This is a genomic window from Streptomyces sp. NPDC005141, from assembly GCF_053599975.1.
Genome location: NZ_JBSFYW010000032.1, coordinates 76,064 through 101,941 on the forward strand (window position 1 = coordinate 76,064; position 25,878 = coordinate 101,941).

General features: G+C 71.6%; 22 protein-coding genes. 12 read left to right on the forward strand and 10 right to left on the reverse strand.

Going from position 1 to position 25,878, the window contains the following annotated elements; all coding sequences use genetic code 11:
• Positions 1-3: 3 nt before the first annotated feature.
• The 4 genes from cseB to ACWD68_RS24290 form a co-directional block, all read right to left on the reverse strand.
• Entirely contained in the window at positions 4-711 is a 708-nt protein-coding gene (gene cseB, locus ACWD68_RS24275) for a two-component system response regulator CseB (protein ID WP_451808533.1), read from the reverse strand.
• Between the two features lie 19 nt (positions 712-730).
• Positions 731-1,381 carry a hypothetical protein gene (locus ACWD68_RS24280; protein WP_451808534.1) on the reverse strand — a complete coding sequence of 217 codons (651 nt, stop codon included), beginning with the start codon at positions 1,379-1,381 and terminating at the stop codon, positions 731-733.
• Positions 1,369-1,908 (reverse strand): SigE family RNA polymerase sigma factor, encoded by a 540-nt coding sequence (locus ACWD68_RS24285; RefSeq protein WP_266761288.1) that lies wholly within the window; start codon positions 1,906-1,908, stop codon positions 1,369-1,371. The genes ACWD68_RS24280 and ACWD68_RS24285 overlap by 13 nt, the downstream gene beginning before the upstream one ends.
• A 251-nt stretch (positions 1,909-2,159) precedes the next feature.
• Complete coding sequence (locus tag ACWD68_RS24290) at positions 2,160-3,077, reverse strand: A/G-specific adenine glycosylase (protein WP_451808535.1); 918 nt, start codon at positions 3,075-3,077, stop codon at positions 2,160-2,162.
• Between the two features lie 191 nt (positions 3,078-3,268).
• Here ACWD68_RS24290 and ACWD68_RS24295 point away from each other — a divergent pair, with 191 nt between their 5' ends.
• Complete coding sequence (locus ACWD68_RS24295; RefSeq protein ID WP_451808536.1) at positions 3,269-4,102, forward strand: hypothetical protein; 834 nt, start codon at positions 3,269-3,271, stop codon at positions 4,100-4,102.
• A 222-nt stretch (positions 4,103-4,324) separates the two neighbouring features.
• On the opposite strand, the gene disA is transcribed toward ACWD68_RS24295, so the two are convergent.
• Both disA and radA read right to left on the reverse strand, forming a co-directional pair.
• Positions 4,325-5,449: a DNA integrity scanning diadenylate cyclase DisA gene (gene disA, locus ACWD68_RS24300; RefSeq protein WP_451808537.1), complete on the reverse strand. Its 1,125-nt coding sequence runs from the start codon at positions 5,447-5,449 to the stop codon at positions 4,325-4,327.
• A gap of 80 nt (positions 5,450-5,529) precedes the next feature.
• Complete coding sequence (gene radA, locus ACWD68_RS24305) at positions 5,530-6,939, reverse strand: DNA repair protein RadA (protein ID WP_451808538.1); 1,410 nt, start codon at positions 6,937-6,939, stop codon at positions 5,530-5,532.
• Between the two features lie 363 nt (positions 6,940-7,302).
• Between radA and ACWD68_RS24310 the strand changes: the two genes are divergently transcribed.
• Positions 7,303-9,099, forward strand: coding sequence for a BACON domain-containing protein (locus tag ACWD68_RS24310; RefSeq protein ID WP_451808539.1), 1,797 nt, complete (start codon positions 7,303-7,305; stop codon positions 9,097-9,099).
• Between the two features lie 10 nt (positions 9,100-9,109).
• Here ACWD68_RS24310 and ACWD68_RS24315 read toward each other — a convergent pair whose 3' ends face one another.
• Positions 9,110-9,949: a hypothetical protein gene (locus ACWD68_RS24315; protein WP_451808540.1), complete on the reverse strand. Its 840-nt coding sequence runs from the start codon at positions 9,947-9,949 to the stop codon at positions 9,110-9,112.
• A gap of 125 nt (positions 9,950-10,074) precedes the next feature.
• Here ACWD68_RS24315 and ACWD68_RS24320 point away from each other — a divergent pair, with 125 nt between their 5' ends.
• The 4 genes from ACWD68_RS24320 (at position 10,075) to ilvD (ending at position 15,192) form a co-directional block, all read left to right on the forward strand.
• Entirely contained in the window at positions 10,075-11,007 is a 933-nt protein-coding gene (locus tag ACWD68_RS24320) for a Ppx/GppA phosphatase family protein (RefSeq protein WP_451808541.1), read from the forward strand.
• 699 nt (positions 11,008-11,706) lie between these two features.
• On the forward strand, positions 11,707-12,531 hold the full coding sequence (locus ACWD68_RS24325; RefSeq protein ID WP_451808542.1) for a sugar phosphate isomerase/epimerase family protein: 825 nt from the start codon (positions 11,707-11,709) through the stop codon (positions 12,529-12,531).
• The gene (locus tag ACWD68_RS24330; RefSeq protein WP_451808543.1) at positions 12,528-13,145 is read left to right on the forward strand and encodes a TetR/AcrR family transcriptional regulator; all 618 of its coding nucleotides are present in this window, start codon (positions 12,528-12,530) and stop codon (positions 13,143-13,145) included. Before ACWD68_RS24325 ends, ACWD68_RS24330 begins: the two co-directional genes overlap by 4 nt.
• A gap of 193 nt (positions 13,146-13,338) precedes the next feature.
• Positions 13,339-15,192: a dihydroxy-acid dehydratase gene (gene ilvD, locus ACWD68_RS24335; RefSeq protein WP_451808544.1), complete on the forward strand. Its 1,854-nt coding sequence runs from the start codon at positions 13,339-13,341 to the stop codon at positions 15,190-15,192.
• 95 nt (positions 15,193-15,287) lie between these two features.
• On the opposite strand, the gene ACWD68_RS24340 is transcribed toward ilvD, so the two are convergent.
• Positions 15,288-17,465: a protein kinase domain-containing protein gene (locus ACWD68_RS24340; protein ID WP_451808545.1), complete on the reverse strand. Its 2,178-nt coding sequence runs from the start codon at positions 17,463-17,465 to the stop codon at positions 15,288-15,290.
• A 134-nt stretch (positions 17,466-17,599) separates the two neighbouring features.
• Here ACWD68_RS24340 and ACWD68_RS24345 point away from each other — a divergent pair, with 134 nt between their 5' ends.
• From ACWD68_RS24345 to ACWD68_RS24355, 3 genes are all read left to right on the forward strand, one after another.
• Complete coding sequence (locus ACWD68_RS24345; protein ID WP_451808546.1) at positions 17,600-17,917, forward strand: peptidase; 318 nt, start codon at positions 17,600-17,602, stop codon at positions 17,915-17,917.
• Between the two features lie 65 nt (positions 17,918-17,982).
• Positions 17,983-18,480 (forward strand): EamA/RhaT family transporter, encoded by a 498-nt coding sequence (locus ACWD68_RS24350; RefSeq protein ID WP_451808547.1) that lies wholly within the window; start codon positions 17,983-17,985, stop codon positions 18,478-18,480.
• 144 nt (positions 18,481-18,624) lie between these two features.
• On the forward strand, positions 18,625-19,419 hold the full coding sequence (locus ACWD68_RS24355) for a class I SAM-dependent methyltransferase (RefSeq protein WP_451808548.1): 795 nt from the start codon (positions 18,625-18,627) through the stop codon (positions 19,417-19,419).
• Here the strand turns inward: ACWD68_RS24355 and ACWD68_RS24360 are convergent.
• Positions 19,383-20,804: a SulP family inorganic anion transporter gene (locus ACWD68_RS24360; protein ID WP_451808549.1), complete on the reverse strand. Its 1,422-nt coding sequence runs from the start codon at positions 20,802-20,804 to the stop codon at positions 19,383-19,385. The genes ACWD68_RS24355 and ACWD68_RS24360 overlap by 37 nt on opposite strands.
• A gap of 308 nt (positions 20,805-21,112) precedes the next feature.
• Here ACWD68_RS24360 and ACWD68_RS24365 point away from each other — a divergent pair, with 308 nt between their 5' ends.
• The 3 genes from ACWD68_RS24365 to proC all read left to right on the forward strand — a co-directional run bounded on the left by ACWD68_RS24365 (position 21,113) and on the right by proC (position 24,019).
• Positions 21,113-22,228 carry an ATP-binding cassette domain-containing protein gene (locus ACWD68_RS24365; RefSeq protein WP_451808550.1) on the forward strand — a complete coding sequence of 372 codons (1,116 nt, stop codon included), beginning with the start codon at positions 21,113-21,115 and terminating at the stop codon, positions 22,226-22,228.
• Positions 22,225-23,058, forward strand: coding sequence for an ABC transporter permease (locus ACWD68_RS24370; protein WP_451808551.1), 834 nt, complete (start codon positions 22,225-22,227; stop codon positions 23,056-23,058). The genes ACWD68_RS24365 and ACWD68_RS24370 overlap by 4 nt, the downstream gene beginning before the upstream one ends.
• Positions 23,059-23,209: 151 nt before the next feature.
• Positions 23,210-24,019, forward strand: a complete 810-nt coding sequence (gene proC, locus ACWD68_RS24375; protein ID WP_451808552.1) for a pyrroline-5-carboxylate reductase — start codon at positions 23,210-23,212, stop codon at positions 24,017-24,019.
• Positions 24,020-24,249: 230 nt separating this feature from the next.
• Here the strand turns inward: proC and trpS are convergent, their stop codons facing one another.
• Positions 24,250-25,251: a tryptophan--tRNA ligase gene (trpS, locus tag ACWD68_RS24380; RefSeq protein ID WP_451808553.1), complete on the reverse strand. Its 1,002-nt coding sequence runs from the start codon at positions 25,249-25,251 to the stop codon at positions 24,250-24,252.
• Positions 25,252-25,878: the final 627 nt, after the last annotated feature.

The following is a 25,878-nucleotide window of genomic DNA, read 5'->3' on the forward strand; positions in this document are numbered from 1 at the left end:
TGCTCAGGCCTTCAACTTGTAGCCGAAGCCGCGGACCGTCTCGATACGGTCCTGGCCGATCTTCGTACGCAGCCGCTGCACATGGACGTCGACCACCCGGGTGTCCCCGCCCCAGCCGTAGTCCCAGACCCGCTCGAGCAGCTTGTCGCGGCTCAGCACCGTCCCGGGCGCCGCGGAGAACTCCAGGAGCAGCCGCATCTCGGTGGGTGTCAGGCCCACCGGCGTGCCGTTCCTGCGTACTTCCATGCCCTCGGTGTCGATCTCCAGGTCACCGAAGGCGAGCATCCCGCCGTCCAGCGACCCGGCGCCCTCGGCCCCCGCGCCCTGCCCACCGTTCGCGTGCCCGAAGCGGCGCAGCACCGCGCGGATCCGGGCGACCAGCACGGCGCCGTCGAAGGGCTTGGTCACATAGTCGTCGGCGCCGGCCTCCAGGCCGAGCACCACGTCGATCGAGTCCGCGCGCGCGGACAGCATGATGACCGGCACGGTCGACTCGTCGCGGATACGGCGGCACAGTGAGACGCCGTCGAGCCCGGGGACCATCACGTCCAGCAGGGCGATGTCGGGGCGGTCGGCGCGGAACGCCTGCAGGCCCGAGAGCCCGTCGGGCATGGCCGTGACCGCGAAGCCGTCGCGTTCCAGGGCGAGTTGCGTGGCCTCGCGGATGACGTCGTCGTCCTCGACGAACAGGACGTGGGTCTGCTCTGCCATCCGGCTGTTCCGTCCGCTCTCAGTTCGCGTCGGGGGCGGGCGAACTCGCGCCGCCCACCGCGTTGCTGTAGTCGTTGTGGATCCGGGACTGCTCGACGAAGCGCGTCGCGGACCAGCTGTAGGTGATCACTTCCTCGCTGGAGGGGTACGACACCGGGTCGCCCTTCTCGTACAGCTGCTGGGTGACCACCAGATCGCCGCGGTCTATCTCGGCGTAGACCGGCGGTTCCTCGGCCCTGAAGACATTCTGGTACCTGCCGTTCTCCTCGCGATAGACGTACGAGCCGACGCCCACGGCGTCGGCACAGGTCATCACGTTGATCACGATGTCGTTCGACGATCCGCCGGTCAGGTCCCCGTACGACACGTCGACCGGGTACTCGTCGGCGACGCACGGCTTCAGGTCGCGCTTGACCGCCGCGCTGACCTCCGGGTCGGCCTTGACGATCCTGACCGCGTCCACGCGTTTGGGAGCCCGGGTGGGCGAGCCGGAGGCGACCGGTGTGACGCCGCTCTTGGCGACGGCGTCGCTGCCCGCCGGGCCCTCGTCGCGGGCGCCGGTGCCGCCGGTGGCGCACGCGGTCACGAAAAGACCGAGGGCGGTGAGCCCGGCCGCCGCCGAACTCCCCGCCTTCAGGGCCCGTCTGGCCCGAAATCCTAGGCCGCGCAACGCTCCCGCTCCTCACGTTCGAGCGCGCGGGCGTCCAGGTCGCGGCTCTCCAGCTCCTCGCGGAGCCGGGCCAGCGCCCGGTGCAGCGTGCTCTTGACCGTTCCGGCCGACATGCCGAGTGCGGCAGCCGTCTCCTCCGTGGACATCTGCTCCCAGTGTCGCAGCACCACGACGCTGCGCTGCTTGGGTGCCAGCACCTTCATGATGTCCATCAGCAGCGCGCGGTCCGCGTGCTGCTCGGTGGCGTCCTCCACGCTCGCGTCCGGCAGCTGCTCGGTGGGCACCTCTTCGAGCTTGCGGGCGCGCCACCACTCGGTGCGCGTGTTGATCATCACGCGGCGCAGGTAGGCATCGGCCAGCCGCTTGTCGGCGATACCGTCCCAGCGGCCGTACGTCCGGACGAGCGCGGTCTGGAGCAGGTCCTGGGCGTCGACCGGGTCGGGGACCAGGCGGCGGGCACTGCGCAGCAGCGCGTCCTGTCGAGTGCGGACGTACTCCTCGAATTCGAGCACCTCGCCGTGCGCCATGATCAACCGCCTCCATCCCCGTTTCCGACCTGCCTGCTGCCGGTTGTCCATTGCCTGCGAACCGCCGCTCCGCGGCCGCTTGTTGCGGCCCTTCCTGCGGTACGGCAATGAAGCTACGGAGGCGTTGTCACGGGGTTGTCCGAGACAGCCTGCGGCCAGCACTCGGCTGTCCGTCGGTTGTGTAACGGTTGTAGGCGCGGGGTAAGGCGAAGGGGGAGTACGTCCGGGTTGATGCCGGTTGGGCGCCTCCGCTATGTCATCGGCAGCCGATACAGACCGCCGGGGAGCGGCTCCACCAGTCCGTCGGCGACGAGTCCGTCGAGCGCCCGGGCCCGCTGGACCGGTTCGTCCCACACCCGGTCCAGCGCGGACTGCGGAACCGGCGCATGGGCGTCCCGCAGGACGGCCAGCAGTTTGCCGCGCACCTGGCGGTCCGTGCCCGCGTATGTCTGCCCCTTGCGCGGCGGTCCGTCGTGCTCCGGCTTGCCGGCCAGCCGCCACGCGCACTGCGCGGCGATCGGGCAGCGGTGACACGTCTCGTTCTTCGCCGTGCAGACCAGCGCGCCGAGCTCCATCGAGGCGGCGGCCCAGCGCGACGCCGTGCTCTCGCTCTCGGGCAGCAGGGCGCGGGCGAGCTTGCGCTCGGCCGCGGTGGTGGCGTTCGGCGGGTACCGCACGCCGGCGACGGCGCGGGCGAAGACCCGGCGGACGTTCGTGTCCAGGACGGGATGCCGCTGGCCGTACGCGAAGGACGCGACGGCCGCCGCCGTGTACTCCCCGATGCCGGGCAGCGCCAGCAGATGGGCGTGCTCCGTCGGTACGTCGCCGCCGTGCCGCTCCGTTATGGCCACCGCGGCGCCGTGCAGACGCAGGGCGCGGCGCGGGTAGCCGAGCCGCCCCCAGGCCCGGACGGCTTCCCCGGGAGCGTCCTTGGCCAGATCGGCGGGGCGCGGCCAGCGGGCCAGCCACTGCTCGTACACGGGCAGCACGCGGTTGACCGGGGTCTGCTGGAGCATGAACTCGCTGACCATCACCGCCCAGGGGCCGGCATCGGGATGCCGCCAGGGCAGATCGCGGGCGTGCTCGTCGAACCAGGCGATGACGGGGGTGTGGAGGTCCTCGCCGGAAGCGTTCCGGGTGGGCTTGGTGGGTTTGGTGGGTGCAGTCATGGCGATATCGATCCTGCCATGCGGGGGCGGGGATGCGGGGACGACGCCGGGGCGGGCGGTGGTGAAAGACCGCCCCCGGTGTCCGTCGAGGCGCCGGGAGGGCTGTCCGCCGGGATGATGATCCGGAAAAGTTGCGACCAGGGCGGCGGGTGGGGCCAGCGGCGCGGCGGATCTCTCGTACAGTTTGCGCCGTGGGATCTCTGCGCAATCCGGTCGGGCCGCTTCCCTCCACCATCTATTGGCGTCGGAGGGCCGTTCTGCTGTCCGTAGTAGCGCTGTTGGCGCTGCTCACGGTCTGGGTGGTCAGTACCGGCGGCGGGGGCGGCAACAACAACTCCGGCGGGTCGAACGGAAAGAACCCCGCGCCCTCGATCACGCCGGGTCCCTCCGGTTCGGGTCCCGCGATCAGTCAACACCCGGGCGGCCGCGACGAGTCGAGTGGCAGTGGCGGTGGCAGTGGCGGTGACGGCGGAGGCGGCGACAGCGGCGGAAGCGGCGGGGGTTCCGGCGACGGCTCCGACGGGGGTTCCACGGGCTCCGGCGCGAGCGCCGGCGGCGGTTCCGGCGAAGGGGCCGGCAACGGTGGCGGATCGGCCGATCAGCTCCCGGCCGGTTCCACTCTCCCCAACTGCACCGCGGGCAAGGTGAAGTTGACTCTCAAGAGCACCCACAACACCTACGCTCCCGGTGAGCAGCCCACGGTCGAGCTCATCGCCAAGAACTCCTCGGGCAGCGACTGCAAGGTCGATCTCGGCCCGAAGAACACCGTTCTGACGATCACTCAGGCGGGCAGTGACGACGACATCTGGGCCTCGGACGACTGCCCGAAGAGCGCCGCGGGCGTCCTCTACCGCGTACCGGCCGGCAACCAGGTCACCTACACGGTGAAGTGGGACCGCAAGGCCTCCGCCCCCGAGTGCGCGACGCCCCCGCCGGGTGCGGCCCCCGCCGGCACGTACCTGGTCGAGGCGAAGGCGCCGGGCCTGCCGAAGGCGCAGACCTCGTTCGTGCTGTCCAAGGACTGAGGGTCCCGAGGCGAGGATCCTCGGCAGGCGAGGTCTGATCCGGGGCCTCCTCGGCCAGGCCTGGGCCGGGCAGCCCCGGAGGGAGACCGGGGCCGGTGCCGAGGGGCGGTCCGCCCCTTGGTCGCGCCGGGCCCCGGTCGAAGTCCAGGACCCCGCCGCGCGAGTCCGCGGCGGATGTGTGTGCCACACCCCGCGGCCCCACGGTGATCGACCGGACAGGTCCTAGACGTAACGCTCCAGGATCGACGACTCCGCCAGCCGGGACAGGCCCTCGCGGACGCTGCGCGCGCGGGCCTCGCCCACGCCCTCGACCGTCTGCAGGTCGTCCACGCTCGCGGCGAGCAGCTTCTGGAGCCCGCCGAAGTGCTCCACGAGCCGGTCGATGATCGCGCCCGGCAGCCGCGGCACCTTGGCGAGGAGGCGGAAACCACGCGGGGAGACCGCGGAGTCGAGCGCCTCCGGGGAGCCGGTGTATCCCAACGCCTTTGCCACCGTGGAGAGTTCGAGGAGCTCCCCATGGCTGAGCGCGTCCAGCTCGGACAGCGCCTCGTCGACCGTGCGGGAACGCTTGGCGGTCGGCTCGGGAACGTAGTCCCGGACGACCAGCTCGCGATCGGGCTCGACGCCGGCGATCAGCTCGTCGAGCTGGAGGGTCAGCAGGCGACCGTCGGTGCCCAGCTCCACGACGTACTCGGCGATCTCGGTGGCGATGCGGCGCACCATCTCCAGACGCTGGGCGACCGCGGAGACGTCCCGGACGGTGACGAGATCCTCGATCTCCAGCGCTGACAACGTTCCCGCGACCTCGTCCAGGCGGAGCTTGTAGCGCTCCAGCGTGGCGAGGGCCTGGTTGGCGCGCGAGAGGATCGCGGCGGAGTCCTCCAGGACGCGGCGCTGACCGTCGACGTACAGGGCGATCAGACGCATCGACTGGGAGACCGAGACGATGGGGTAGCCGACCTGTTTGCTCACCCGGTCCGCGGTGCGGTGCCGCGTGCCCGTCTCCTCCGTCGGGATCGTCGGGTCGGGCACCAGCTGCACACCGGCCCGGAGGATTTTGGTGATGTCCTTGTCGAGCACGATGCCGCCGTCGAGCTTGCACAGCTCGCGCAGTCGGGTCGCGGTGAACTCGACATCCAGGATGAATCCACCCGTACACATCGCTTCGACGGTCTTGTCGGAGCCGAGCACGATGAGTCCGCCCGTGTTGCCGCGGAGGATCCGTTCAAGCCCGTCGCGCAGTGCCGTGCCGGGTGCCACGGCGCTCAGCGCGGCGCGCATCAGGCCATCGGCACCGGAGCTCCCACCGGACTTTCCGGGAGCTGCTGCCCGGTCGTTGGCTGCCACTGCACTCCTCCGGTCGAAGGTTCTGGACGCCCGCTTTGCGCACACTCGGTTCGTACGGACGGGCGAGACCAGGGCAAAGTCTACCGGCGCTGTTCCTCGTCCCGTGGGGCCTCTCTGCGACGCGAGCGCGGAAGCACGCTCAGAGCCGCGCCGATGTCGGCCACTTCCAGCACCTTCATACCGGCCGGGACCTTGCCCGGATCGGTCGGGACGAGCGCGTGGGTGAAGCCCAGACGGTGCGCTTCGGCCAGCCTGCGCTGGACCCCCGTGACCCGTCTGACCTCGCCCGCGAGCCCCACTTCGCCGATCGCGACGAGGTTCTTGGGCAGCGGGGTGTCGCTCGCCGCGGACGCCAGGGCGAGCGCGATGGCGAGGTCCGCGGCGGGCTCGGAGAGCTTCACACCGCCGACCGTCGCCGAGTAGATGTCCCGCTTTCCGAGCGCGCTGATCCGCCCGCGCTGCTCCAGAACGGCGAGCATCATCGAGACGCGGGAGGTCTCCAGGCCGGACGTCGTACGGCGCGGGGAGGGGATCTGCGAGTCCACCGTCAGCGCCTGCACCTCGGCGACCAGTGGGCGGCGGCCTTCGAGGGTGACGGTCAGACAGGTGCCGGGGACGGGCTCGGCACGGCGAGTCAGGAAGAGCCCCGACGGGTCGGTGAGGCCGGTGATGCCCTCGTCGTGCAGCTCGAAGCAGCCGACCTCGTCCGTCGTCCCGTAGCGGTTCTTGACCCCTCGGACGAGCCGCAGACGAGCGTGCCGGTCGCCCTCGAACGACAGGACGACGTCCACGAGGTGCTCGAGCAGCCGGGGTCCGGCGATCGCGCCGTCCTTGGTGACATGGCCCACAAGCAGGGTGGACATGCCGCGCTCCTTGGAGGCGCGGATGAGCGCGCCCGCGACCTCACGGACCTGCGCCATGCCGCCGGGCGCGCCGTCGATCTCCGGGGAGGCGATGGTCTGGACGGAGTCCAGGATGAGCAGGGACGGCTTCACCGCGTCCAAGTGGCCGAGGACGGCAGCCAGATCGGTCTCCGCGGCGAGATAGAGGTGGTCGTCGATCGCCTTGATGCGGTCCGCGCGGAGCCGCACCTGGCTCGCCGACTCCTCGCCCGTCACGTACAGCGTGCGGTGCTCGTCGCTCGCGGACTTGGCCGCCACGTCCAGGAGGAGGGTGGACTTGCCGACGCCCGGCTCACCCGCGACGAGGACGACCGCTCCGGGCACGAGACCGCCGCCGAGGACGCGGTCCAGCTCGGGTACGCCGGTGCTGCGGGCGGTGGCCTGGCGGCCGTCGACCTGCCCGATGGGTACCGCGGACGTGGTGACCCGCCCCGGTGCCGTCGTCCGGACAGCGGGCGTGCCGTACTCCTCGACCGTCCCCCAGGCCTGGCATTCGGGGCAGCGGCCGAGCCATTTGGCCGTCTGCCAGCCGCACTCGGTGCAGCGGTAGGACGGCCGGTCCTTCGCGGTTCTCGTACGGGCAGCCATGACCGAACCGTAGCCGGAGCCACTGACAACCCGGCACGCACCGGTGGACCCCGGCCCCGGGCCCCGTCCTGACCCCCGCCCGACCTGCGTCGCCGCGCTTCGGCCCCGAGCCGCCGTGGCCTGCTCCCCGAGCCGCCGCAGCCCGTGTCCCGAGCCCCCGTGCCCCCTTCCCGCCCCCGTGCGACCGAGCCCTCGGCGGAGCCCTCGCGCCCCCATCTGCCATCGACTGCCATCGCCACCCGTGACGGCCCAGGCCAGGGGTCGGGGGTTCCTGTCCCCTTATGAGGGATCGTTTCACCCGTACGGATTAAATGTGCTCAAGGGGGAGGAAGGGGCTGCCCCCGGGCACCTACGGTCGCACGGGTGATGAGCAGCAGTTCGGAGACCTCCACGCACACCACCGGCGCACACCGGGCGCACGGAACCGCGCGCAAGCGGGCGGCCGTGCCCCGTGGCGCGACCTCCCGCACCCTGGCCCAGCGTCCCCCCGCGCGTTACGAGCCCTACCTGGACGGCCTGTTCACCTACTGCCTGTCCGTGCTGTGCGACCACGACGCGGCCACCGCCGCCCTGGGGGACGCCCTGGCGCTGGCCGAGCGGCGCGGTCCGCGCGGCCCCGAGTCCGCCGCCGACCGCAGGGCCTGGCTCTACGCACTGGCCCGCTGGTCCTGCCTGCGCAAGCTCACGGAAGCGCGGCGCAAGCGGCAGGCTGCGCACGCCTCCGGGCGGTCCGCCCCGCACAAGAGCGACTCCCGGGGCGCCTCCCAGGACACCCGCAAGGAGGCCGCGCCCAAAGGAGCCCACAAGGCCGCAGCCGACCGGCGCGCGGCCGAGGCCCTGAGCGCCGCCCCCGTCTCCGAGGAGGTCCGGACCCACCGTCGGCGCGAACTCGGGCTGCTGGCCTGGCCGGAGGCCGCAGGCACCACCCCCGAGCAGCGCGAGGCGCTCGAACTCGCGGTACGCCACCAGCTCGCCGCCCACGAGGTCGCCTCTGTCCTGGGCATGGACCTCGCCGCGGCGCGCGAGCTGCTCGCCTCCGCCGCCTGCGAGGTCGAACGCACCCGCGCGGCCCTCGCCGTGGTGGAGACCGGCGCCTGCCCCAGCGTGGCCCGGCTCACCGGCGACAACCAGCTCGTGCTGAGCACCACCCTGCGCGGCGAGCTGGTCCGGCACGTCGACGACTGCCCGCGCTGCCGCCGCACCGCCGAGCGCGCGGTCCCCGGCGCCTGGCCCGGCACCAGCGTCACGCCCGCGGCGCTCCCCGTCCTGGAGGCCCCGCACGCGGCCCTGCGCGTCGCCATGGCCCACGCCCCCCGCGCGCGGGGCAGCGCTCCACGCTTCGACCGGCGCGGTTTCCCGATGGACCCCAAGGACCACGCCGCCCGAAGGGACCGGCTTCGCGCGCGTGCCGTCACGACCACGATCGTCGCCACCGTGGTCGCCGCGCCCGTTCTCGCCCTCTGGGCGGCGTACCGGGGCGCGCCCCTGGTCGGTGAGGGCGTGGACGGCCGCCCGGCCAGCACCAGCGAGGCCCAGGACCCCGACGGTCTGGACGACGGGCGGGCGGGCGGCTACGAGAACGCCGGCAACGCCAGCGCCGGACCCGACACCCGCTTCACCAAGGGCGGCCACTCGCCGGATGTCTCCGTGGAGGTCGTCAGCGCCCCCGGAAGCGCCCCGGGACACCTGTCCGTGGCGGCCGGCACCGACGGCGACACGACCCTGGTCACGCTGACCGCGTCCGGCAGTTCACCGGTCCACTGGTCGGCGCGCACCGGAGCGTCCTGGCTCTACCTCAGCCAGTCCTCGGGAACGCTCGACCCGGGCGAGTCGTTGACGATCAAGGTGTACGTCGATCATCTTCGCGAGCCGGTGGGTCACTGGAGCGCGCGGGTGTCGATCTCCCCGGCGGGCGCGCTGGTCACCATCGCCGGGTACGGGAAAGCGGGCCCGTCCCACCCCGGTGGCCACGACCCCGCACCCACCCCGAGCGACCCGAGCCCCTCGGGGCCGGGCTCCACCCAGCCCCCGACCAGTCCGGACCCGACCCCCACGCCGAGCGACCCGACGCCGACGCCCACTCCCACCGACTCGGCCTCCTCGGACCCGGGCGACTCGACGTCACCGCCGGGCGACAGCGGCGACCCGGACCCCGCCTAGGCCCTGTGGCTCAGCCCACCGGATCCGCGGGATGCGGTGCCAGCAGCGGCAGCTGCGAGGCCAGCCGTTCCTCGCACAGCTCGGCCAGGCGGTCGTATCCCGCCTTGCCCATCAGCTCGACGAGCTCCGGACGGTACGAGACGTACACCGGGTCGCCGGCGCCGTGTGCCGAGGTCGCCGACGTGCACCACCAGTGCAGGTCGTGGCCGCCCGGGCCCCAGCCGCGGCGGTCGTACTCGCCGATGGAGACCTGGAGCACCCGGGTGTCGTCGGGCCGGTCGATCCACTCGTAGGTGCGGCGCACGGGCAGCTGCCAGCAGACGTCCGGCTTGGTCTCCAGCGGCTCGCGCCCCTCCTTGACGGCCAGGATGTGCAGCGAGCAGCCCGCGCCACCGGCGAAGCCGGGACGGTTCTGGAAGATGCAGGAGCCCTGGTACGGGCGGGTCTGGCGGTCGCCGTCCTCGTCCTGCGACACCCAGCCCGTCTCCACGCCCACGTCATGGTTCTGCCAGATCTCCGGTGTGAGCCGGGCCACGTGCCCCGCCACCCGCTTCTCGTCGTCCTCGTCGGAGAAGTGGGCCCCCAGCGTGCAGCAGCCGTCGTCGGCGCGGCCCGCCTGGATGCCCTGGCAGCCGCTGCCGAAGATGCAGTTCCAGCGAGAGGTCAGCCATGTCAGGTCGCACCGGAAGACCTGTTCGTCATCGGCCGGGTCAGGGAACTCCACCCATGCGCGCGCGAAGTCGAGCCCCTTCTCGTCGCTCTTCTTCACGGACTTCTTGGGCTTCGTGGCCTTCGCCTGGGAAGAACCCGTGGCTGATTTGTCGGGCTTCGCCTTTTTCGTCTTTGGCACGCGTCCAGGGTAAGTCGCTTCCGCCCGCTACGGGGACGCCTCGGCCCCTGTCCGGAGAGCACCGTTCGACGTGGGCTTTCGCCCCGCCCCACGTGAATGGCCGGGTGGGCAGTAGCGTTCCGTACATGAGACTCGGTGTCCTCGACGTGGGTTCGAACACGGTGCATCTGCTGGTGGTGGACGCCCACCCCGGCGCCCGCCCGCTGCCCGCGCATTCGCACAAGGCCGATCTGCGGCTTGCCCAACTGCTCGACGAGAGCGGGGCGATCGGCCCCGAAGGCGTCGACAAGCTGATCGAGACGGTCCGGGACGCCCTGGAGGCCGCCGAGGACAAGGGTGTCGAGGCCCTGCTGCCGTTCGCGACCTCGGCCGTACGCGAGGCCAGCAACGCCGACGAGGTTCTTGCCCGGGTGCACGCCGAGACCGATGTCGAGCTGCAGGTCCTCAGCGGCGCGGAGGAGGCCCGGCTCACCTTCCTGGCGGCCCGCCGCTGGTTCGGGTGGTCGGCGGGCAAGCTGCTGGTCCTCGACATCGGCGGCGGCTCCCTGGAGATCGCGTACGGCATGGACGAGGAGCCGGACGCGGCGGTGTCGCTGCCGCTCGGCGCCGGCCGGCTGACCGCGGGCTGGCTGCCCAACGACCCGGCGGACCCGGCGGACGTGCGGGCCCTGCGCCGCCATGTGCGGGCCCAGATCGCCCGGACGGTCGGTGAGTTCAGCCGGTTCGGCGCCCCGGACCATGTGGTCGCCACCTCCAAGACCTTCAAGCAGCTCGCCCGGATCGCCGGGGCCGCGCGCTCCACGGACGGCCTGTACGTCCAGCGCGAGCTCAAGCGCCGGTCCCTGGAGGACTGGGTCCCCCGCCTCACGTCCATGACGGCCGACGAGCGGGCCGAACTGCCGGGCGTCTCCCCGGGCCGCTCCAGCCAACTCCTCGCCGGCGCCCTGGTCGCCGAGGGCGCCATGGACCTCTTCGGCGTGGAGACCCTGGAGATCTGCCCCTGGGCCCTGCGCGAGGGCGTCATCCTGCGCCGCCTGGACCAGATGGCATCGGAGTAGAAGCAGAACGGAAGCGGAGCCCCCGCAAGGGACGCGGGCGACGGACCTCAGGGGGCCAGTGCCGTACAGGGACGCGGGGAACGGCGCGACCGGCCACGGACGAGGGGCAGCCGCCCTCCGGCACGTCCCCGCACGGCGAGTCTGCGCCCGCCCCGCCGCCGACGGGGGACCGGACCTCAGGGTCGATGCCGTACGGGGACGCGGGGAACGGCGCGACCGGCCACGCACGCCGGACGGTCGCTCCACCCACGGCGATGCGGCGCACGACCCGTCGATCATGCCGGGAGCACCCAGGGGTGCCCTGGCGTCGATCACGTCGGGAGCGCCCCGCCGGTGCCGGTGCCAGAGCCAGAGCCAGAGCCAGAGTCAGTGCGAGTGCCAGTGGTGACGGTCACGGAAGGACCCCGCAGGTGTCCGTGGCGTCCGTCACGGAAGCACCCGCGTGTCGGTGGCGTCCGTCACCGGAACCTCCGGCCGGGGCCGTGGCGTCCATCACGAGTGCTCGCCCGGCCGGGGCCCCGAGCCCTCCCGGACGACGACGGCCGCACCCCGGGCCGGAGGCCGACTCCCTCCTGGTCGGAGGCCGGCCCACCTCCCGGCCGGAGGCCAACCCACCCCCGCCGGAGGCCCGCAGGAGCCTCCCGGCCAAGCTCGCCGCCCCTCGCCCAACCGCCGAAGGCACCCCGTACGCTGTCCCTCGTGGCAGAACCAGTGGTGCGCATCCCGGATGCGAAGGTCGCGCTGTCCACGGCGTCCGTGTACCCGGAGTCGACGGCGACGGCCTTCGAGATCGCCGCGCGCCTCGGGTACGACGGTGTCGAGGTCATGGTGTGGACCGACCCCGTCAGCCAGGACATCGACGCGCTGCGCCGCCTCAGCGACTACCACCGGATGCCGATCCTCGCCGTCCACGCCCCCTGTCTGCTGATCACCCAGCGGGTCTGGTCCACCGACCCCTGGACCAAGCTCCAGCGCGCCAGGGCCGCCGCCGAGAAGCTCGGCGCGAGCACCGTCGTCGTCCATCCCCCGTTCCGCTGGCAGCGTCAGTACGCCCGTGACTTCGTCACCGGGATCTGGCGCATGGCCGACGAGACGGACGTCCGATTCGCCGTCGAGAACATGTACCCGTGGCGCTACCGCGACCGCGAGATGCTCGCGTACGCCCCCGACTGGGACGTGACGAAGGACGACTACCGGCACTTCACGATCGACCTCAGCCACACCGCGACCGCCCGCACCGACGCCCTGCAGATGATCGACCGCATGGGCGACCGCCTCGGACACGTCCACCTCGCCGACGGCAACGGTTCCAACAAGGACGAGCACCTGGTCCCGGGCCGCGGCACCCAGCCCTGCGCCGAACTTCTGGACCGTCTCGCGCAGTCCGCCTTCGACGGGCACGTCGTCATCGAGGTCAACACCCGCCGCGCGATGTCGAGCGCCGAGCGCGAGGCCGACCTGGCGGAGGCCCTGGCCTTCACCCGGCTCCACCTCGCGTCCGCCGTCAAGGTGCCCCGCGGATGACGGACGCCGCCCCCCGCCGCGGCCGGGGACGCCCCACGCGTACGCAGACGGAGTCCGGCCCCGCCACCCGCGACCGCATCCTGGAGGCGGCCCGCGAGGAGTTCTCCGAGCGCGGCTACGAGAAGACGTCGGTCCGTGGCATCGCCAAGTCCGCCGGTGTGGACTCCGCCCTCGTGCACCACTACTTCGGCACCAAGGAACAGGTCTTCGAGGCGGCGATCGAGGTCGCCTTCGCGCCCGCCCTGGACGCCCCCACGGCCGTCGAGGAAGGGCCCCTCGACGGTGTCGGCGAACGCCTGACCCGCTTCGTCCTCGGCATCTGGGAGAACCCGGCCACCCGCACCCCGCTCCTCGCGATCGTCCGCTCCGCCGTGAACAACGAGACCGCCGCCGCCGTCTTCCGCCGTCTCATCGCCGCCCAGCTGCTGCGCCGCATCGCCCAGCGCCTGGAGGTCCCGGACGCCGAGCTGCGCGTCGAGCTGGCCGCCGCGCAGCTCGTCGGTGTCGCCATGCTCCGGTACGTGATCAAGGTCGAACCGCTGGCCTCGGCCGACCCGGAGCGGATCGTGGCGCGCGTGGCGCCCGTGGTGCAGGGACACCTGACGAACCCATGAGCGAGCGGGGGCGCCCCGAGCGCGCCGCGTCGGCACCCACACGTCGCTGACGAGGGCGTATGCCGTGCGGAAGTGGCCGCTGACCGAGACATCCGTCCCGCATTCCGGACGGCCTGTCCGGATCCTGGAGCACCGGCGTACGCTCGACCTCAGTCATAACTCTCCTCATACCTCCCCGAAGGAGCGAGCGACGATGCCCGAGCTGAGGTCCCGCACAGTCACCCACGGCCGCAATATGGCGGGCGCACGCGCCCTTATGCGCGCCTCCGGTGTACCGGGCGCGGACATCGGACGGAAGCCGATCATCGCGGTCGCCAACTCCTTCACGGAGTTCGTGCCGGGGCACACCCACCTCCAGCCCGTCGGCCGGATCGTCAGCGAGGCCATCACGGCGGCCGGCGGCATCGCCCGCGAGTTCAACACGATCGCCGTCGACGACGGCATCGCGATGGGCCACGGCGGCATGCTGTACTCCCTGCCCTCCCGCGACCTGATCGCGGACTCGGTGGAGTACATGGTCGAGGCGCATTGCGCCGACGCCCTGATCTGCATCTCGAACTGCGACAAGATCACGCCCGGCATGCTCATGGCCGCCCTGCGCCTGAACATCCCGACGGTCTTCGTCTCCGGCGGCCCCATGGAGTCCGGCCGCGCCACCCTGGTCGACGGCACGGTCCGTACGCTCGACCTGGTCGACGCGATCTCCGACGCCGTGAACGACAAGATCTCGGACGAGGACATCCTCCGTATCGAGGAGAACGCCTGTCCGACCTGCGGGTCCTGTTCCGGCATGTTCACCGCCAACTCGATGAACTGCCTGACCGAGGCCATCGGCCTGAGCCTGCCCGGCAACGGCTCGATCCTCGCCACGCACACCGCCCGCAAGGGCCTGTACGAGGACGCGGCCCGCACGGTCGTCGACATCACGCGCCGCTACTACGACCAGGACGACGAGTCGGTCCTGCCGCGCAACATCGCGACGCACGCCGCCTTCGAGAACGCCATGGCCCTCGACATCGCCATGGGCGGCTCCACCAACACGATCCTGCACCTGCTGGCCGCGGCCCAGGAGGCGGGCGTCCCCTTCGGTCTGGACGAGATCAACGACGTCTCGCGCCGGGTGCCGTGCCTTGCCAAGGTCGCCCCGAACGTCGCGAAGGACCGTACGTACTACATGGAGGACGTGCACCGCGCCGGCGGCATCCCCGCCCTCCTCGGCGAACTGCACCGCGCGGGCCTGCTCAACGAGGACGTCCACTCCGTCCACAGCCCGTCCCTCTCCGACTGGATGAAGACGTGGGACGTGCGCGCCGGCTCCCCGTCCCCCGAAGCCATCGAACTGTGGCACGCGGCCCCCGGCTGCGTCCGCTCCTCCGAGGCCTTCTCCCAGTCCGAGCGCTGGGAGGCCCTCGACGAGGACGCCGAGAACGGCTGCATCCGCTCCGCCGAGCACGCCTACTCCAAGGACGGCGGCCTCGCGGTCCTCAAGGGCAACCTGGCCGTCGACGGCTGCGTCGTGAAGACGGCCGGCGTCGACGAGTCGATCTGGACCTTCGAGGGTCCGGCGGTCGTCTGCGAGTCCCAGGACGAGGCCGTGGACAAGATCCTCCGCAAGGAGATCACCCACGGCGATGTCGTCGTCATCCGCTACGAGGGCCCCAAGGGCGGCCCGGGTATGCAGGAGATGCTCTACCCGACGTCCTTCCTCAAGGGCCGCGGTCTCGGCAAGACCTGCGCCCTGATCACCGACGGCCGCTTCTCCGGCGGGACTTCGGGCCTGTCGATCGGCCACGCGTCCCCGGAGGCCGCGTCGGGCGGCACGATCGCCCTCGTCAGGGACGGCGACCGCATCCGCATCGACATCCCGAACCGCTCGGTCGAACTGCTCGTGTCCGACGACGAGTTGGCCACCCGCCGCGAGGCCCTGAACGGCGTCTACGCCCCCGTGAACCGCGAGCGCAAGGTCTCGGCCGCCCTGCGCGCGTACGCCGCGATGGCGACGAGCGCGGACAAGGGCGCGGTGCGAGACGTCTCGAAGCTGGGCTGATCACCGACGCGATCCCCGGCCCGGACACCGGGCCGACGGTCACGCGTCAGAGGTCCGCGAAGGGGCCGCTCCTGCCGGGGCGGCCCCTTCGCGCGTCACCAGCCCGAGGGATCCCGCGCGTCGACCGCGAAGAGGGAGCCGTCGGGGGCGGTGGCGTAGATGTGGTTGCCGGCGGGGACGGGGGCCGGGAGGGCGCTGACCAGTGAGCCCCGGTCACCGCCCGGTCGGGCCTTTGTCTGCCCGAGCAACGAGCCTCGATCGGTGTCGACGGCGATGAGACGCCCGTCCACCGCGGTGAGGTAGAGACGATGACCGGCCACGGTGGGGGCCGATGCCTTGCTGACGGACGTCTCCACCCGCCACAGCTGCTTCGACGTCTTGGTGTTCACGGCGACCAGCGAACCGTCGTTGCCCAGCAGATAAGCGGTGTCCCCCCGTACGGCCACCTGTGCCTGGGCCTGCGGGATGCGCAGCGCGGTGCGGTGAAGCCTGCGGTTCGTCACGTCGTAGCGCAGTACGGCATCCGTGTACTGGTCGACGGTGGCCGAGGTGAACCAGACCGCTCCGTCGTGGGCGGCCACGATGCTCAGCTCCCCGTTCATGGGCCGCTGCCAGGTCGTGGCACCGGTCTCCGGGTCCACGGCGGCCACCCGGGTCCGGGTCCCGGTCCCGGTCGGAGCCGGCGTCGAGACCAGGTAGGCGACCCCGTCCCCGAACGAGTGGAACTGGGGGAGGCTCATTCCCGGGATGGCGTGACGCCATTTCTCCTCGCCGGTGGCGGCGTCCAGCGCGATGACCTTGGAGTCGGGGCCGGTGAGCAGCACGACGCCGGCGACGTGGGTGATACGGCCCTCGTAGCGCGCGACATCACGACTCCAGCGGGTCGTGCCCGTGGTGGGATCCAGCGCGGTCAGCCGATGCCCGTCCCCGCTGCCGACCAGCAGGAGCCCCCCGGAGAGGACCGGGGCCGGGGTGGAGTAGCTGCTCGCGTTCCCCGTGCCGCTCCGGGACCACAGCACCTTGCCGTTGTCCGGATCGATCGCGGCGGCCAGGACACCGGGCCGGACGCACAGCAACGCTTGAGGCGCGTACGTGCACCGCGGCTGACCGTCGGCGTCGGCGCCGGAGGCCTTCAGGTCGAGGGTCCAGGGCTGAAAGGCACTCCTGGACGGCGGAGCGGTGTGCTGTTCCGCTGCCGGGCCCTGCGATCCGCCGAGGAGGCCGAAGGCGCCGATGGCGCCGACGACGACGGCGAGCCCGGCGACCGCGACGACCGCGGGCAGGCGCCGGCGCCACCCGCCCCTCTTCCGGACGGCGACATGGGTGCGGTCTTCGGCACCCTCCGGCCGCTCACGCCTCGGCCACGGACGCGACTCCCGCGCCGGTGGAGCCGACTCACCGTTCCCGACGCGCTGTTCGGGAATGAAGGCCCGGGTGTCGTACGAGGCCGAGACCGAGCGCAGCGCGGTCATCAGCTCGTCCGGGGTGGGCCGGTCCTCGGGCTCCTTGGCGAGACAGCGCGAGACGAGGTCGACCACGTCGTCCGGCACACCGGTCAAGTCCGGCTCGTCGTGGACGACTTGATAGGCGACCAGGTAAGGGCTGTCCGAGTCGAACGGCCCGCTCCCGGTGGCCGCGTGGACGATCACCGACCCGAGGGCGAACACGTCGGCGGCCGGACCGACATGCCGTGGCCTGCTGAACTGCTCCGGCGCCATGAACGGCGGAGTGCCGATCAACTTCCCGGTCTCCGTGCGCAGTTCGCTGTCGGCGGGGCGCGAGATGCCGAAGTCGATGACTTTCGGCCCGTCGTCGGCCAGCAGTACGTTGCTGGGCTTGAGATCGCGGTGGACGACACCGGCCCGGTGGATGTCCCGCAGGGCCTCGGCGAGTCCGGCCATCAGGTGGCGCAGCCGGGCCGACGACAGCGCGCCGTTCCGCTTCACATGCTCGGCAAGTGTCGGTCCGGGGATGAACAGGGTCGCCATCCACGGGTGTTCGGCCTCGGGATCGGCGTCCACCACGGGCGCGGTGAAGGCACCGCTGACCCGGCGGGCGGCTGCGACTTCCTGCCGGAACCGCCCCCGGAACTCGGGGTCTTGAGAGAACTGGGCATGGACGACCTTGACGGCGAGCCGCAACCCGGAGGCGGACCGCGCCAGATGCACGATCCCCATGCCACCGGAGCCGAGTTCCGCCTCCAGCAGGTACTGCCCGGCATAGCGCGGATGTTCCGCTTCCGAGTTCGTACCGGTGCTGCGCTGTGGCGGCATCACTCACCCCCGTGGGTCCGTCCGCATGCGCGACGCGCAGAGCCTAGTCGATCCTTCGTGCGAAACCTCGACGGCTTGCTAGCCTCGGCGCGCAGCATGAATTTGGCGTGAACCAATCAACGGGGGAGATCGATATGGCGGAAGACATCGCCATCACCAGTTCGACGGATGCGGCGGACGCGGAGCCGCTGGCCGCCCAGGCGCTGCGCACGTACCCGCTCGCACCGGGCCACAACGTCAACGTCCGCAGCGGCCCGGGCACCCACTTCAGCATTGTCCGCACCTTGCCGGCGGGCTCGCGTGTTCCGATCTACTGCCAGTGCCCGGGAGAGTCCGTCAGCGGGCCCTACGGAACGAGCAAGATCTGGGACAACATCTCGAACGGCCAGTTCGTGGCGGACGCGTACGTTCAGACGGGCAGCGACGGCTACGTCGCCCCGAAGTGCTCCTGACCGACGCCCCGCCCCAGGGCACCCGCGGCGGCCGCCGACGCCGGGACCGGAGCGATAATCGTCGGGTGAACGACGAGACCGACACCGGAACCGGCACCCCCGCGGGGCCCCAGCCCGAGCCCCTGCGTTTCTTCGGGACGACCTGGGTGGAGCACGACGGCGGCTACACCGGCCGCCGGGTCGGCGTGGCCGCCGGCTCTCTCGCCGCCGCGGTGGCCGCCTGCTTCGTGCTCCGCTTCGCCTACCAGGGCCTGGCCATCGCGGATGTGGGAACGCCCGTGACCGTGATGGTCGTGGTGATGTTCGCGGTGTGCAGCGCCCTGGCGTTCCGGCACACCTCGGAGACCTTCGCCAAGCGCCCCGACCCCGACCGCCAGGCCTCTCTTCGCGGTCTGCTGGCCATCGGTTTCGTCGGCTCCCTCCTCGCCTACTCAGTCCGCTCCCTCACCGAGGCCCCGGGCGAGAAGCTCCACCGCGAGGAGTACGAGGCGGCGAAGAAGCAGTACACCCGCCGCACCACGCGCCGCACCGGCAACCCGTCGCGGAAGGGCCGCCGGTCCTGACCCGGCCGGACCCCGCACCGATGGCGAGCCGGTGACGGGCCGGGGACGAACCAGGTCCCGCACCCGAGGACGAGCCCGGCCGGGATCCCAGGAGGCCGGGGTAAGCCCTACCGCGGCTCCCTCACCACCCCCGACCATGAACTCATGACCGTTCCTCCCTCTCCTGTCTCCCCGCACGCCGCCCGGGCCCACTCCTTCAACGCGGCCGCGGCGCAGTACGCCGCGAACCGTCCGTCGTATCCGCCCGCCCTCTTCGACGCCGTCGAAGCTCTCGCGGCCCGCTCCTTGGCCGGTGCCACGGTCGTCGACGTGGGCGCGGGCACCGGGATCTCGACCGGGCTCCTGCACGCCCGCGGCGCGGATGTCCTCGCCGTGGAACCCGGACCGGGCATGGCGGCGGAGTTCCGTCGCGTCCACCCCCGCATCCCGATCGTCCGGGGCAGCGGCGACGCCCTGCCCCTCGCCTCCGCCTCCGCGGACTTCCTCACCTACGCCCAGTCCTGGCACTGGACCGACCCGAGCCGTTCGGTGCCGGAGGCGCTGCGGGTGCTGCGTCCCGGTGGGGCGCTGGCCCTGTGGTGGAACACCGAGGCACTCGATGTCCCGTGGATCGCCGCGGCGGCCCGGCGCGCCGAACGCTTCCTCGACCGGGACCAGGAGGCCGAGATGAACCGCAGCGTCGCCCGCGCCACCCACTCGCTCACCGCCGACCCCAGTGGCCGTCTTTCCTTCGGCCATCGGCAGGTCCGCTGGAGCCGGCGTATCCCGATCGACACCCGCCTCGCCAACATCGGCAGCCACTCGCCGTTCCTGGTCCTCGGCGAGGAGACCACCGGAGCGTTCTTCGCCGAGGAACGGAACCACCTCCTCCAGGCGTTCCCGGAAGGGTTCGTGGAGGAGACCTACGTCGTGGAACTGCTGGTGGCGACCCGTTCGTGATCCCGCCCGGCGGCCCACCCCTCGAGGGCCGCCGCACACGCGTGATCGACATGCCGCAAACCGCCCAGCTCCAGCCGTACGTCACGGTCGTGCGGCAACGCCTCCAAGGCGTCCAGCAGCTTCGGCAGCCGTAGGAAGGTGGCGTTGCCGACCACCCGTACGACCATTCCCGCGGCGCCCCGGTCCTCGGTCTCCACATGCACATGGCTGATGTCCCAGGCGGTCTTGGCCACCGCGAGCGCGAGCCCGACCAGCACACCCTCGAACAGGTTCCCGACCACGATCGACACCGCGGTCACGACCAGCACGACCACCTCACCGCGATGCCCGCGCCACAGGGTCCGCACCTCCCGCACCGGAACGAGCTTGCACCCCGCGTGCACCAGCAGCCCCGCGAGCGCCGCCACCGGAATCATCCCGAGCACCGCGGGCACCACGGCCGTGAACAGCAGCAGCCACACCCCGTGCAGCACCCGCGACACCTTGGTCCGCGCCCCGGCCTGCACATTCGCCGCACTCCGCACGATCACCGCGGTCAACGGCAGCGCCCCGAGCATCCCGCACACCGCGTTCCCGGCGCCCTGCGCGATGAGCTCCCGGTCGTAATCGGTGCGCGGCCCGCGGTGCAGCCGGTCGACCGCCGCCGCACTGAACAACGACTCCGCCGAAGCGATCAGCGCGAACGCCAGTACCGTCCCGATCACGCCCACTTCCGTGAGCCGGCCCAGGTCTGTGAGGGACGGCGGCCGTACGGCATCGAGCAGCCCCCGCACCTCGACCCGCCGCACCGCCAGATCGAACACCCCGGTCATGGCCGAGGCGAGCGCCACCGCCAGCAGGGGTGCGGGCACCACCCGCGCGCCCCGCCGCCACCGCGGCCAGAGCAGGAGTACGGCCACGGTGGCGCCGCCGATCGCCAGTGCCACCGGATCCGCGGCACCGGCCAGCGAGCCCAGCCCGGCGATCTTCCCGAGCCCGCCGGAGGGCGCCGTCGCGTCGCCCATCGCGTACACCTGGCCCACGATCAGCACGAGCCCGATCCCGGCGAGCATTCCCTGCACCACGGCCACGGACACGGCCCGGAACCATCGCCCGAGGCGTAACGCCCCGAGGCCGAGCTGCACCAGCCCGGCCGCGAGCACCAGGACACCCAGCACCCGGACCCCGTACGACTGCACAGCCTCGTAGACCAACACGGTCAGCCCGGCCGCGGGCCCGCTCACCTGCAGGCTGCTCCCGGGCAGCATCCCGGCGACCAGCCCACCGACGATCCCGGTCACCAGCCCCAGCTCGGCGGGCACACCGGACGCTATGGCGACCCCGACACACAGGGGCAGCGCCACCAAAAAGACGACGAGGGACGCGAACAGATCGGCTTTGCGCATCACAAGAGCACCTCCGGTCGACAGTGGGAGATGCGTGGGTGCCGCGCCGGGGGAGGGTGCGGCGGACCTGGCGGTACGGCGGGAAGCCGTATCGCACATTGAAATCCATTGTCAGGTAAGCCGGTTGATCGCACAGCCCCTCCGGACAACCGTCACGCGAACGCGGGAGCGCATCGTTCGGTGACACAGCGGACGACCCCGTTCCGTTCGCGCCGACGCGCGCCTGCGCCGCACGGTGCTCCGGTCGTTCGACGGGCGCACCGCGGCTCTTGACCGCCGCGCCGCGCGGGAGGAATATTCATCGAGCGATGATTATTCGTCCACGTCCGCCCGACCCCACAGGAACACCCGTGCCCCCTTCCCAGCCCGCCGTCCGCGCCGAAGGCCTCACCGTCGTCCGCGGCCCCCGCACCGTCCTGAACGGACTCGACTTCACCGTCCCGCGCGGCCAGATCACCGGCCTGCTCGGCCCTTCCGGCTGCGGAAAATCCACCCTGATGCGCTCGATCGTGGGCACGCAGGCCAAGGTCGGCGGCACCCTCGAGGTCCTCGGCCTCCCCGCCGGTGACGGCGCCCTCCGCTCCCGCATCGGTTACGTCACCCAGGCCCCCTCCGTCTACGACGACCTGACCGTCCGCCAGAACCTCGACTACTTCGCCGCGATCCTCGACCCGGGCCGGGCCGCCGCCGAACGCCGCCACGCCGACGTCGCCCGGGCCATCGCCGACGTCGACCTCGCCTCCCACGCCGACTCCCTCGCCGGCAACCTCTCGGGCGGCCAGCGCAGCCGTGTCTCCCTCGCCGTCGCCCTCCTCGGTACCCCGGAACTCCTCGTCCTCGACGAACCGACCGTCGGCCTCGACCCGGTCCTGCGCCGCGACCTGTGGAGCCTCTTCCACGCCATCGCCGAAGAGCGCGACGCGACCCTCCTGATCTCCTCCCACGTCATGGACGAGGCCGAGCGCTGCCACCGGCTCCTCCTGATGCGCGAGGGCGGGATCCTCGCCGACGACACCCCCGACGCCCTCCGCGAACGGACCGGCTCCGACACCGTCGAAGCCGCCTTCCTCCACCTCGTCGACGAGGCGGTCGCCGCGGCGCACGGGTCCACGCCGAGCACCACGCCCCAACCGCGGACCCCCACCGACCCCGAACCCCAGGTCCCCACCACGGAACCCCAGGTCCCCACCACGGAACCTCGGGCCGCGGCAACGGAACCCCCGGCATTGGGTACGGACCCTCAGACCTCGGTCACGGAGCCCCCGGCATCGGAGTCCCCGGCACGGGCCACGGAACCCCCGGCACCAGCCACGGAACCCCAAGTCTCCGACGGCGCACCCCCGCCCTCCGCCACGGAGCCCCCGGCCTCCGGCGCCGATTCCCGGTCCGCCGGTGCCCACCCCCGCGAGGAGACCGCACGATGAGCCCGACCGCACCCACGAGCCCCACTCCGGCGACCGCACCCGCGAGCCTCGGCGCGTCCGGACAGGCGGGACCGGCGTCACGCCCGAGCGCGCTCAACGCCTCCCGCACGATGGCCACCGCGACCCGCGTCCTGCGTCAGCTCCGTCACGACCCGCGCACCATCGCGCTGATGATCCTCATCCCGTGCGTGATGCTCTTCCTGCTCCGCTATGTCTTCGACGGCAGCCCCCGCACCTTCGACTCCATCGGCGCGTCCCTCCTCGGGATCTTCCCGCTGATCACGATGTTCCTGGTGACCTCCATCGCCACCCTGCGCGAGCGCACCTCCGGCACCCTCGAACGCCTCCTCGCCATGCCCTTCGGCAAAGGCGACCTGATCGCCGGCTACGCCCTCGCCTTCGGCGTTCTCGCCGTCATCCAGTCGGCCCTGGCCACCGGACTCGCGGTCTGGTTCCTCGGTCTGGACGCCACGGGCTCCCCCTGGCTCCTCCTACTGGTCGCCCTCCTCGACGCCCTCCTCGGAACGGCCCTCGGCCTCTTCGTCTCGGCCTTCGCCGCCTCCGAGTTCCAGGCCGTCCAGTTCATGCCGGCCGTGATCTTCCCTCAGCTTCTCCTCTGCGGCCTGTTCACCCCCCGCTCCAACATGCACCCCGTCCTGGAGGCCATCTCCAACGTCCTGCCCATGTCCTACGCGGTCGACGGCATGAACGAGGTCCTCAAGCACACCGACATGACCGCGACCTTCGTACGCGACGCCCTGATCGTCGCCGGGAGCGCGCTGCTGGTCCTGGGACTCGGAGCGGCGACCCTGCGACGCAGGACGCCGTAGGGACCCGCGCCCGGGCGGTCCCGGCGGACCGGGCGGACGCCCGCCGGGACCGGGGCGGACGACGTCCGCCCACCGGACAGCCCACCCGCCCCCACGACCCCGGTGGGAGGATGAACGCGGACGACCCAACCCTCGGAGGGCACCCGCAACCATGACTCAGAAAGTCGCAGTCCTCGGCACCGGCAAGATCGGCGAAGCCCTGCTCAGCGGAATGATCCGAGGCGGCTGGGCCCCCGCCGACCTCCTGGTCACAGCCCGCCGACCGGAGCGGGCCAAGGAACTCCAGGAACGCCACGGAGTGACCCCGGTCAGCAACGCGGAAGCGGCGAAGACCGCCGACATCCTGATCCTCACCGTCAAGCCCCAGGACATGGGCACCCTCCTCGACGAACTCGCCCCTCACCTCCCCGCCGACCGCCTGATCATCAGCGGCGCGGCAGGCATCCCCACCTCCTTCTTCGAGGAACGCCTGGCCACCGGCACCCCCGTCGTCCGTGTCATGACGAACACCCCCGCCCTCGTCGACGAGGCCATGTCCGTCATCTCCGCCGGCAGCCACGCCACCGCCGAGCACATCGCGCACGCCGAGGCCCTCTTCGGCGCCGTCGGCAAGACACTCCTCGTCCCCGAGTCGCAGCAGGACGCCTGCACCGCCCTCTCCGGCTCGGGACCGGCTTACTTCTTCTACTTGGTCGAAGCCATGACGGACGCGGGCATCCTGCTGGGCCTGCCCCGCGACAAGGCCCACGACCTGATCGTCCAGTCCGCGATCGGCGCCGCCGTGATGCTCCGCGACAGCGGCGAGCACCCCGTGAAGCTCCGGGAGAACGTCACGTCCCCCGCGGGCACCACGATCAACGCCATCCGCGAACTCGAGAACCACGGCGTACGCGCCGCGCTCATCGCCGCACTGGAAGCAGCCCGCGACCGCAGCCGCGAACTCGCCTCCGGCAACAGCTGACCGAGCCGACCGCCCTCGGCACCGGGCACCCGCTCCGGCACCGAGCACCCGCCCTCGGCACCGAGCACCCGCTCCGAGCGACCGCCCTCGGCACCGACCCGCCCCTATACCGAGGGCGGCTCGATGCCGAGGGCGACTGCCCGTCGGCAGCCGGCAGTCAGCAGCCGGCAACCTGAGGGCCGTCGGCCACAGCCAGCCGTCGGCCAGCCACGGCTCTCTGCTCTCAGCTCTCAGTCAGCCGCCGGCAGCAACCCGATCGCCTCATACGCCGCGTCCACCCTCGGCCGCGCCATCTCTCTGGCCTTCGCCGCACCGTCCCGCAACACCCCCTCCACATACGCAGGATCCGCGCACAACTGCTTGTGCCTCTCCTGTACGGGCCTGAGGAGCTCGACCACGGCCTCGGCGGTGTCCTTCTTCAAAGCGCCGTACGACTCATATACACCGCTCAAGGCTTCGGGGTTCCCACCCTCACACGCCGCGAGAATCTCCAGCAGATTCGAGATCCCGGGCCGCTTCTCCCGGTCGTACTCCACGTCATGGCCGCTGTCCGTCACGGCCCGCATGATCTTCTTCCGTACGGCATCCGGTTCATCGAGCAGATAGACGACTCCCGGTCCGACGTCGTCGCTCTTCCCCATCTTCGAGCTCGGCTCCTGCAGGTTCATGACCCGCGCCGCGACCTCCGGACGTGTCGCCCGAGGAACCACGAACGTATGCCCGTACCGCTGGTTGAACCGCACCGCCAGATCCCGGGTCAACTCGACATGCTGCGTCTGGTCGTCCCCGACCGGCACCTCGTCGCTCCCGTACGCCAGGATGTCGGCCGCCATCAGCACGGGATACGTCAGCAGCGACAGCCGCACGCTCCCACCGCGCTGCCGCTCCAGCGCGGCCTTCTCCTTGTACTGGATCATGCGCCGCATCTCCCCGTCCGTCGCGACGCACTCCAGCAAGTACGACAGCCGCGCGTGTTCGTCCACATGACTCTGTACGAACACGGTGCACAGCTCGGGATCGAGCCCCGAGGCCAGCAACAACGTCGCCGCCTGCCTACTGAGCCTGCGCACCCGCCCCGGATCGTGGTCCACGGTCAGCGCGTGCAGGTCGACGATGCAGAACAGGGCGTCGGCCCGGTGCTGATCGGCGTCGGCCCAGCGCCGCACGGCTCCCAGATAGTTCCCCAGCGTCAGATGCCCGGTCGGCTTGACCCCGCTGAAGATCCGCGTCATCTCTCCACCTCCTGGTCGAGGCCGCCGCGCCCACCGGCCGGCTCCCCTGGAGGGAGACACAAAAACGGCCGCCGAGGGCGGCGGCCGTTGGGTACATACGTGAGTACGGCCGCCGTCAGGCGGCCCACCACTGCTGGGTGCACGTATGCGTAGTCATGGACTCAGCGTACGCCTCGGGTGTCCTGTCCAGACCGGAGTTGACACGACTCCGGCGCGTCCGTAGTGTTCTCCGAGTTGTCCGACGTGAGCGTCGACTCCGGTCGGTCCCCGGACAGCCATTCCGCACCACCATTCAATGATCGACGACTCGTCGTCGGCTCGTTTTCATGCGTGTTTGCGAAATGAGGATTCCGCGTTCGAAAGGGCGCCACCCCGATTAGCTCGGGAGCCAGGAATCCGCTAATGTCTCACTCGTCGGAACGGCCCAACGGCCGAGAAGGCAAGCCCCGCTGACTGGGGGTCAGGCCCGAAAGGATCTGATAGAGTCGGACTCGCCGGAAAGGGAAACGCGGAAGCGGGAACCTGGAAAGCGCCGAGGAAATCGGATACGGAAACGGTCTGATAGAGTCGGAAACGCAAGACCGAAGGGAAGCGCCCGGAGGAAAGCCCGAGAGGGTGAGTACAAAG

Coding starts and splice junctions, on each gene's coding strand:
- radA (WP_451808538.1), bottom strand. CDS start 6,939: ATGGCTGCCCGTACGAGAACCGCGAAGGACCGGCCGTCCTACCGCTGC.
- ACWD68_RS24360 (WP_451808549.1), bottom strand. CDS start 20,804: ATGCGCAAAGCCGATCTGTTCGCGTCCCTCGTCGTCTTTTTGGTGGCG.
- ACWD68_RS24340 (WP_451808545.1), bottom strand. CDS start 17,465: ATGCCGCCACAGCGCAGCACCGGTACGAACTCGGAAGCGGAACATCCG.
- trpS (WP_451808553.1), bottom strand. CDS start 25,251: ATGACGCGGATCTTCAGCGGGGTCAAGCCGACCGGGCATCTGACGCTG.
- ilvD (WP_451808544.1), top strand. CDS start 13,339: ATGCCCGAGCTGAGGTCCCGCACAGTCACCCACGGCCGCAATATGGCG.
- ACWD68_RS24290 (WP_451808535.1), bottom strand. CDS start 3,077: ATGACTGCACCCACCAAACCCACCAAGCCCACCCGGAACGCTTCCGGC.
- ACWD68_RS24285 (WP_266761288.1), bottom strand. CDS start 1,908: ATGGCGCACGGCGAGGTGCTCGAATTCGAGGAGTACGTCCGCACTCGA.
- ACWD68_RS24370 (WP_451808551.1), top strand. CDS start 22,225: ATGAGCCCGACCGCACCCACGAGCCCCACTCCGGCGACCGCACCCGCG.
- ACWD68_RS24345 (WP_451808546.1), top strand. CDS start 17,600: ATGGCGGAAGACATCGCCATCACCAGTTCGACGGATGCGGCGGACGCG.
- ACWD68_RS24320 (WP_451808541.1), top strand. CDS start 10,075: ATGAGACTCGGTGTCCTCGACGTGGGTTCGAACACGGTGCATCTGCTG.
- cseB (WP_451808533.1), bottom strand. CDS start 711: ATGGCAGAGCAGACCCACGTCCTGTTCGTCGAGGACGACGACGTCATC.
- proC (WP_451808552.1), top strand. CDS start 23,210: ATGACTCAGAAAGTCGCAGTCCTCGGCACCGGCAAGATCGGCGAAGCC.
- ACWD68_RS24330 (WP_451808543.1), top strand. CDS start 12,528: ATGACGGACGCCGCCCCCCGCCGCGGCCGGGGACGCCCCACGCGTACG.
- ACWD68_RS24365 (WP_451808550.1), top strand. CDS start 21,113: ATGATTATTCGTCCACGTCCGCCCGACCCCACAGGAACACCCGTGCCC.
- ACWD68_RS24355 (WP_451808548.1), top strand. CDS start 18,625: ATGACCGTTCCTCCCTCTCCTGTCTCCCCGCACGCCGCCCGGGCCCAC.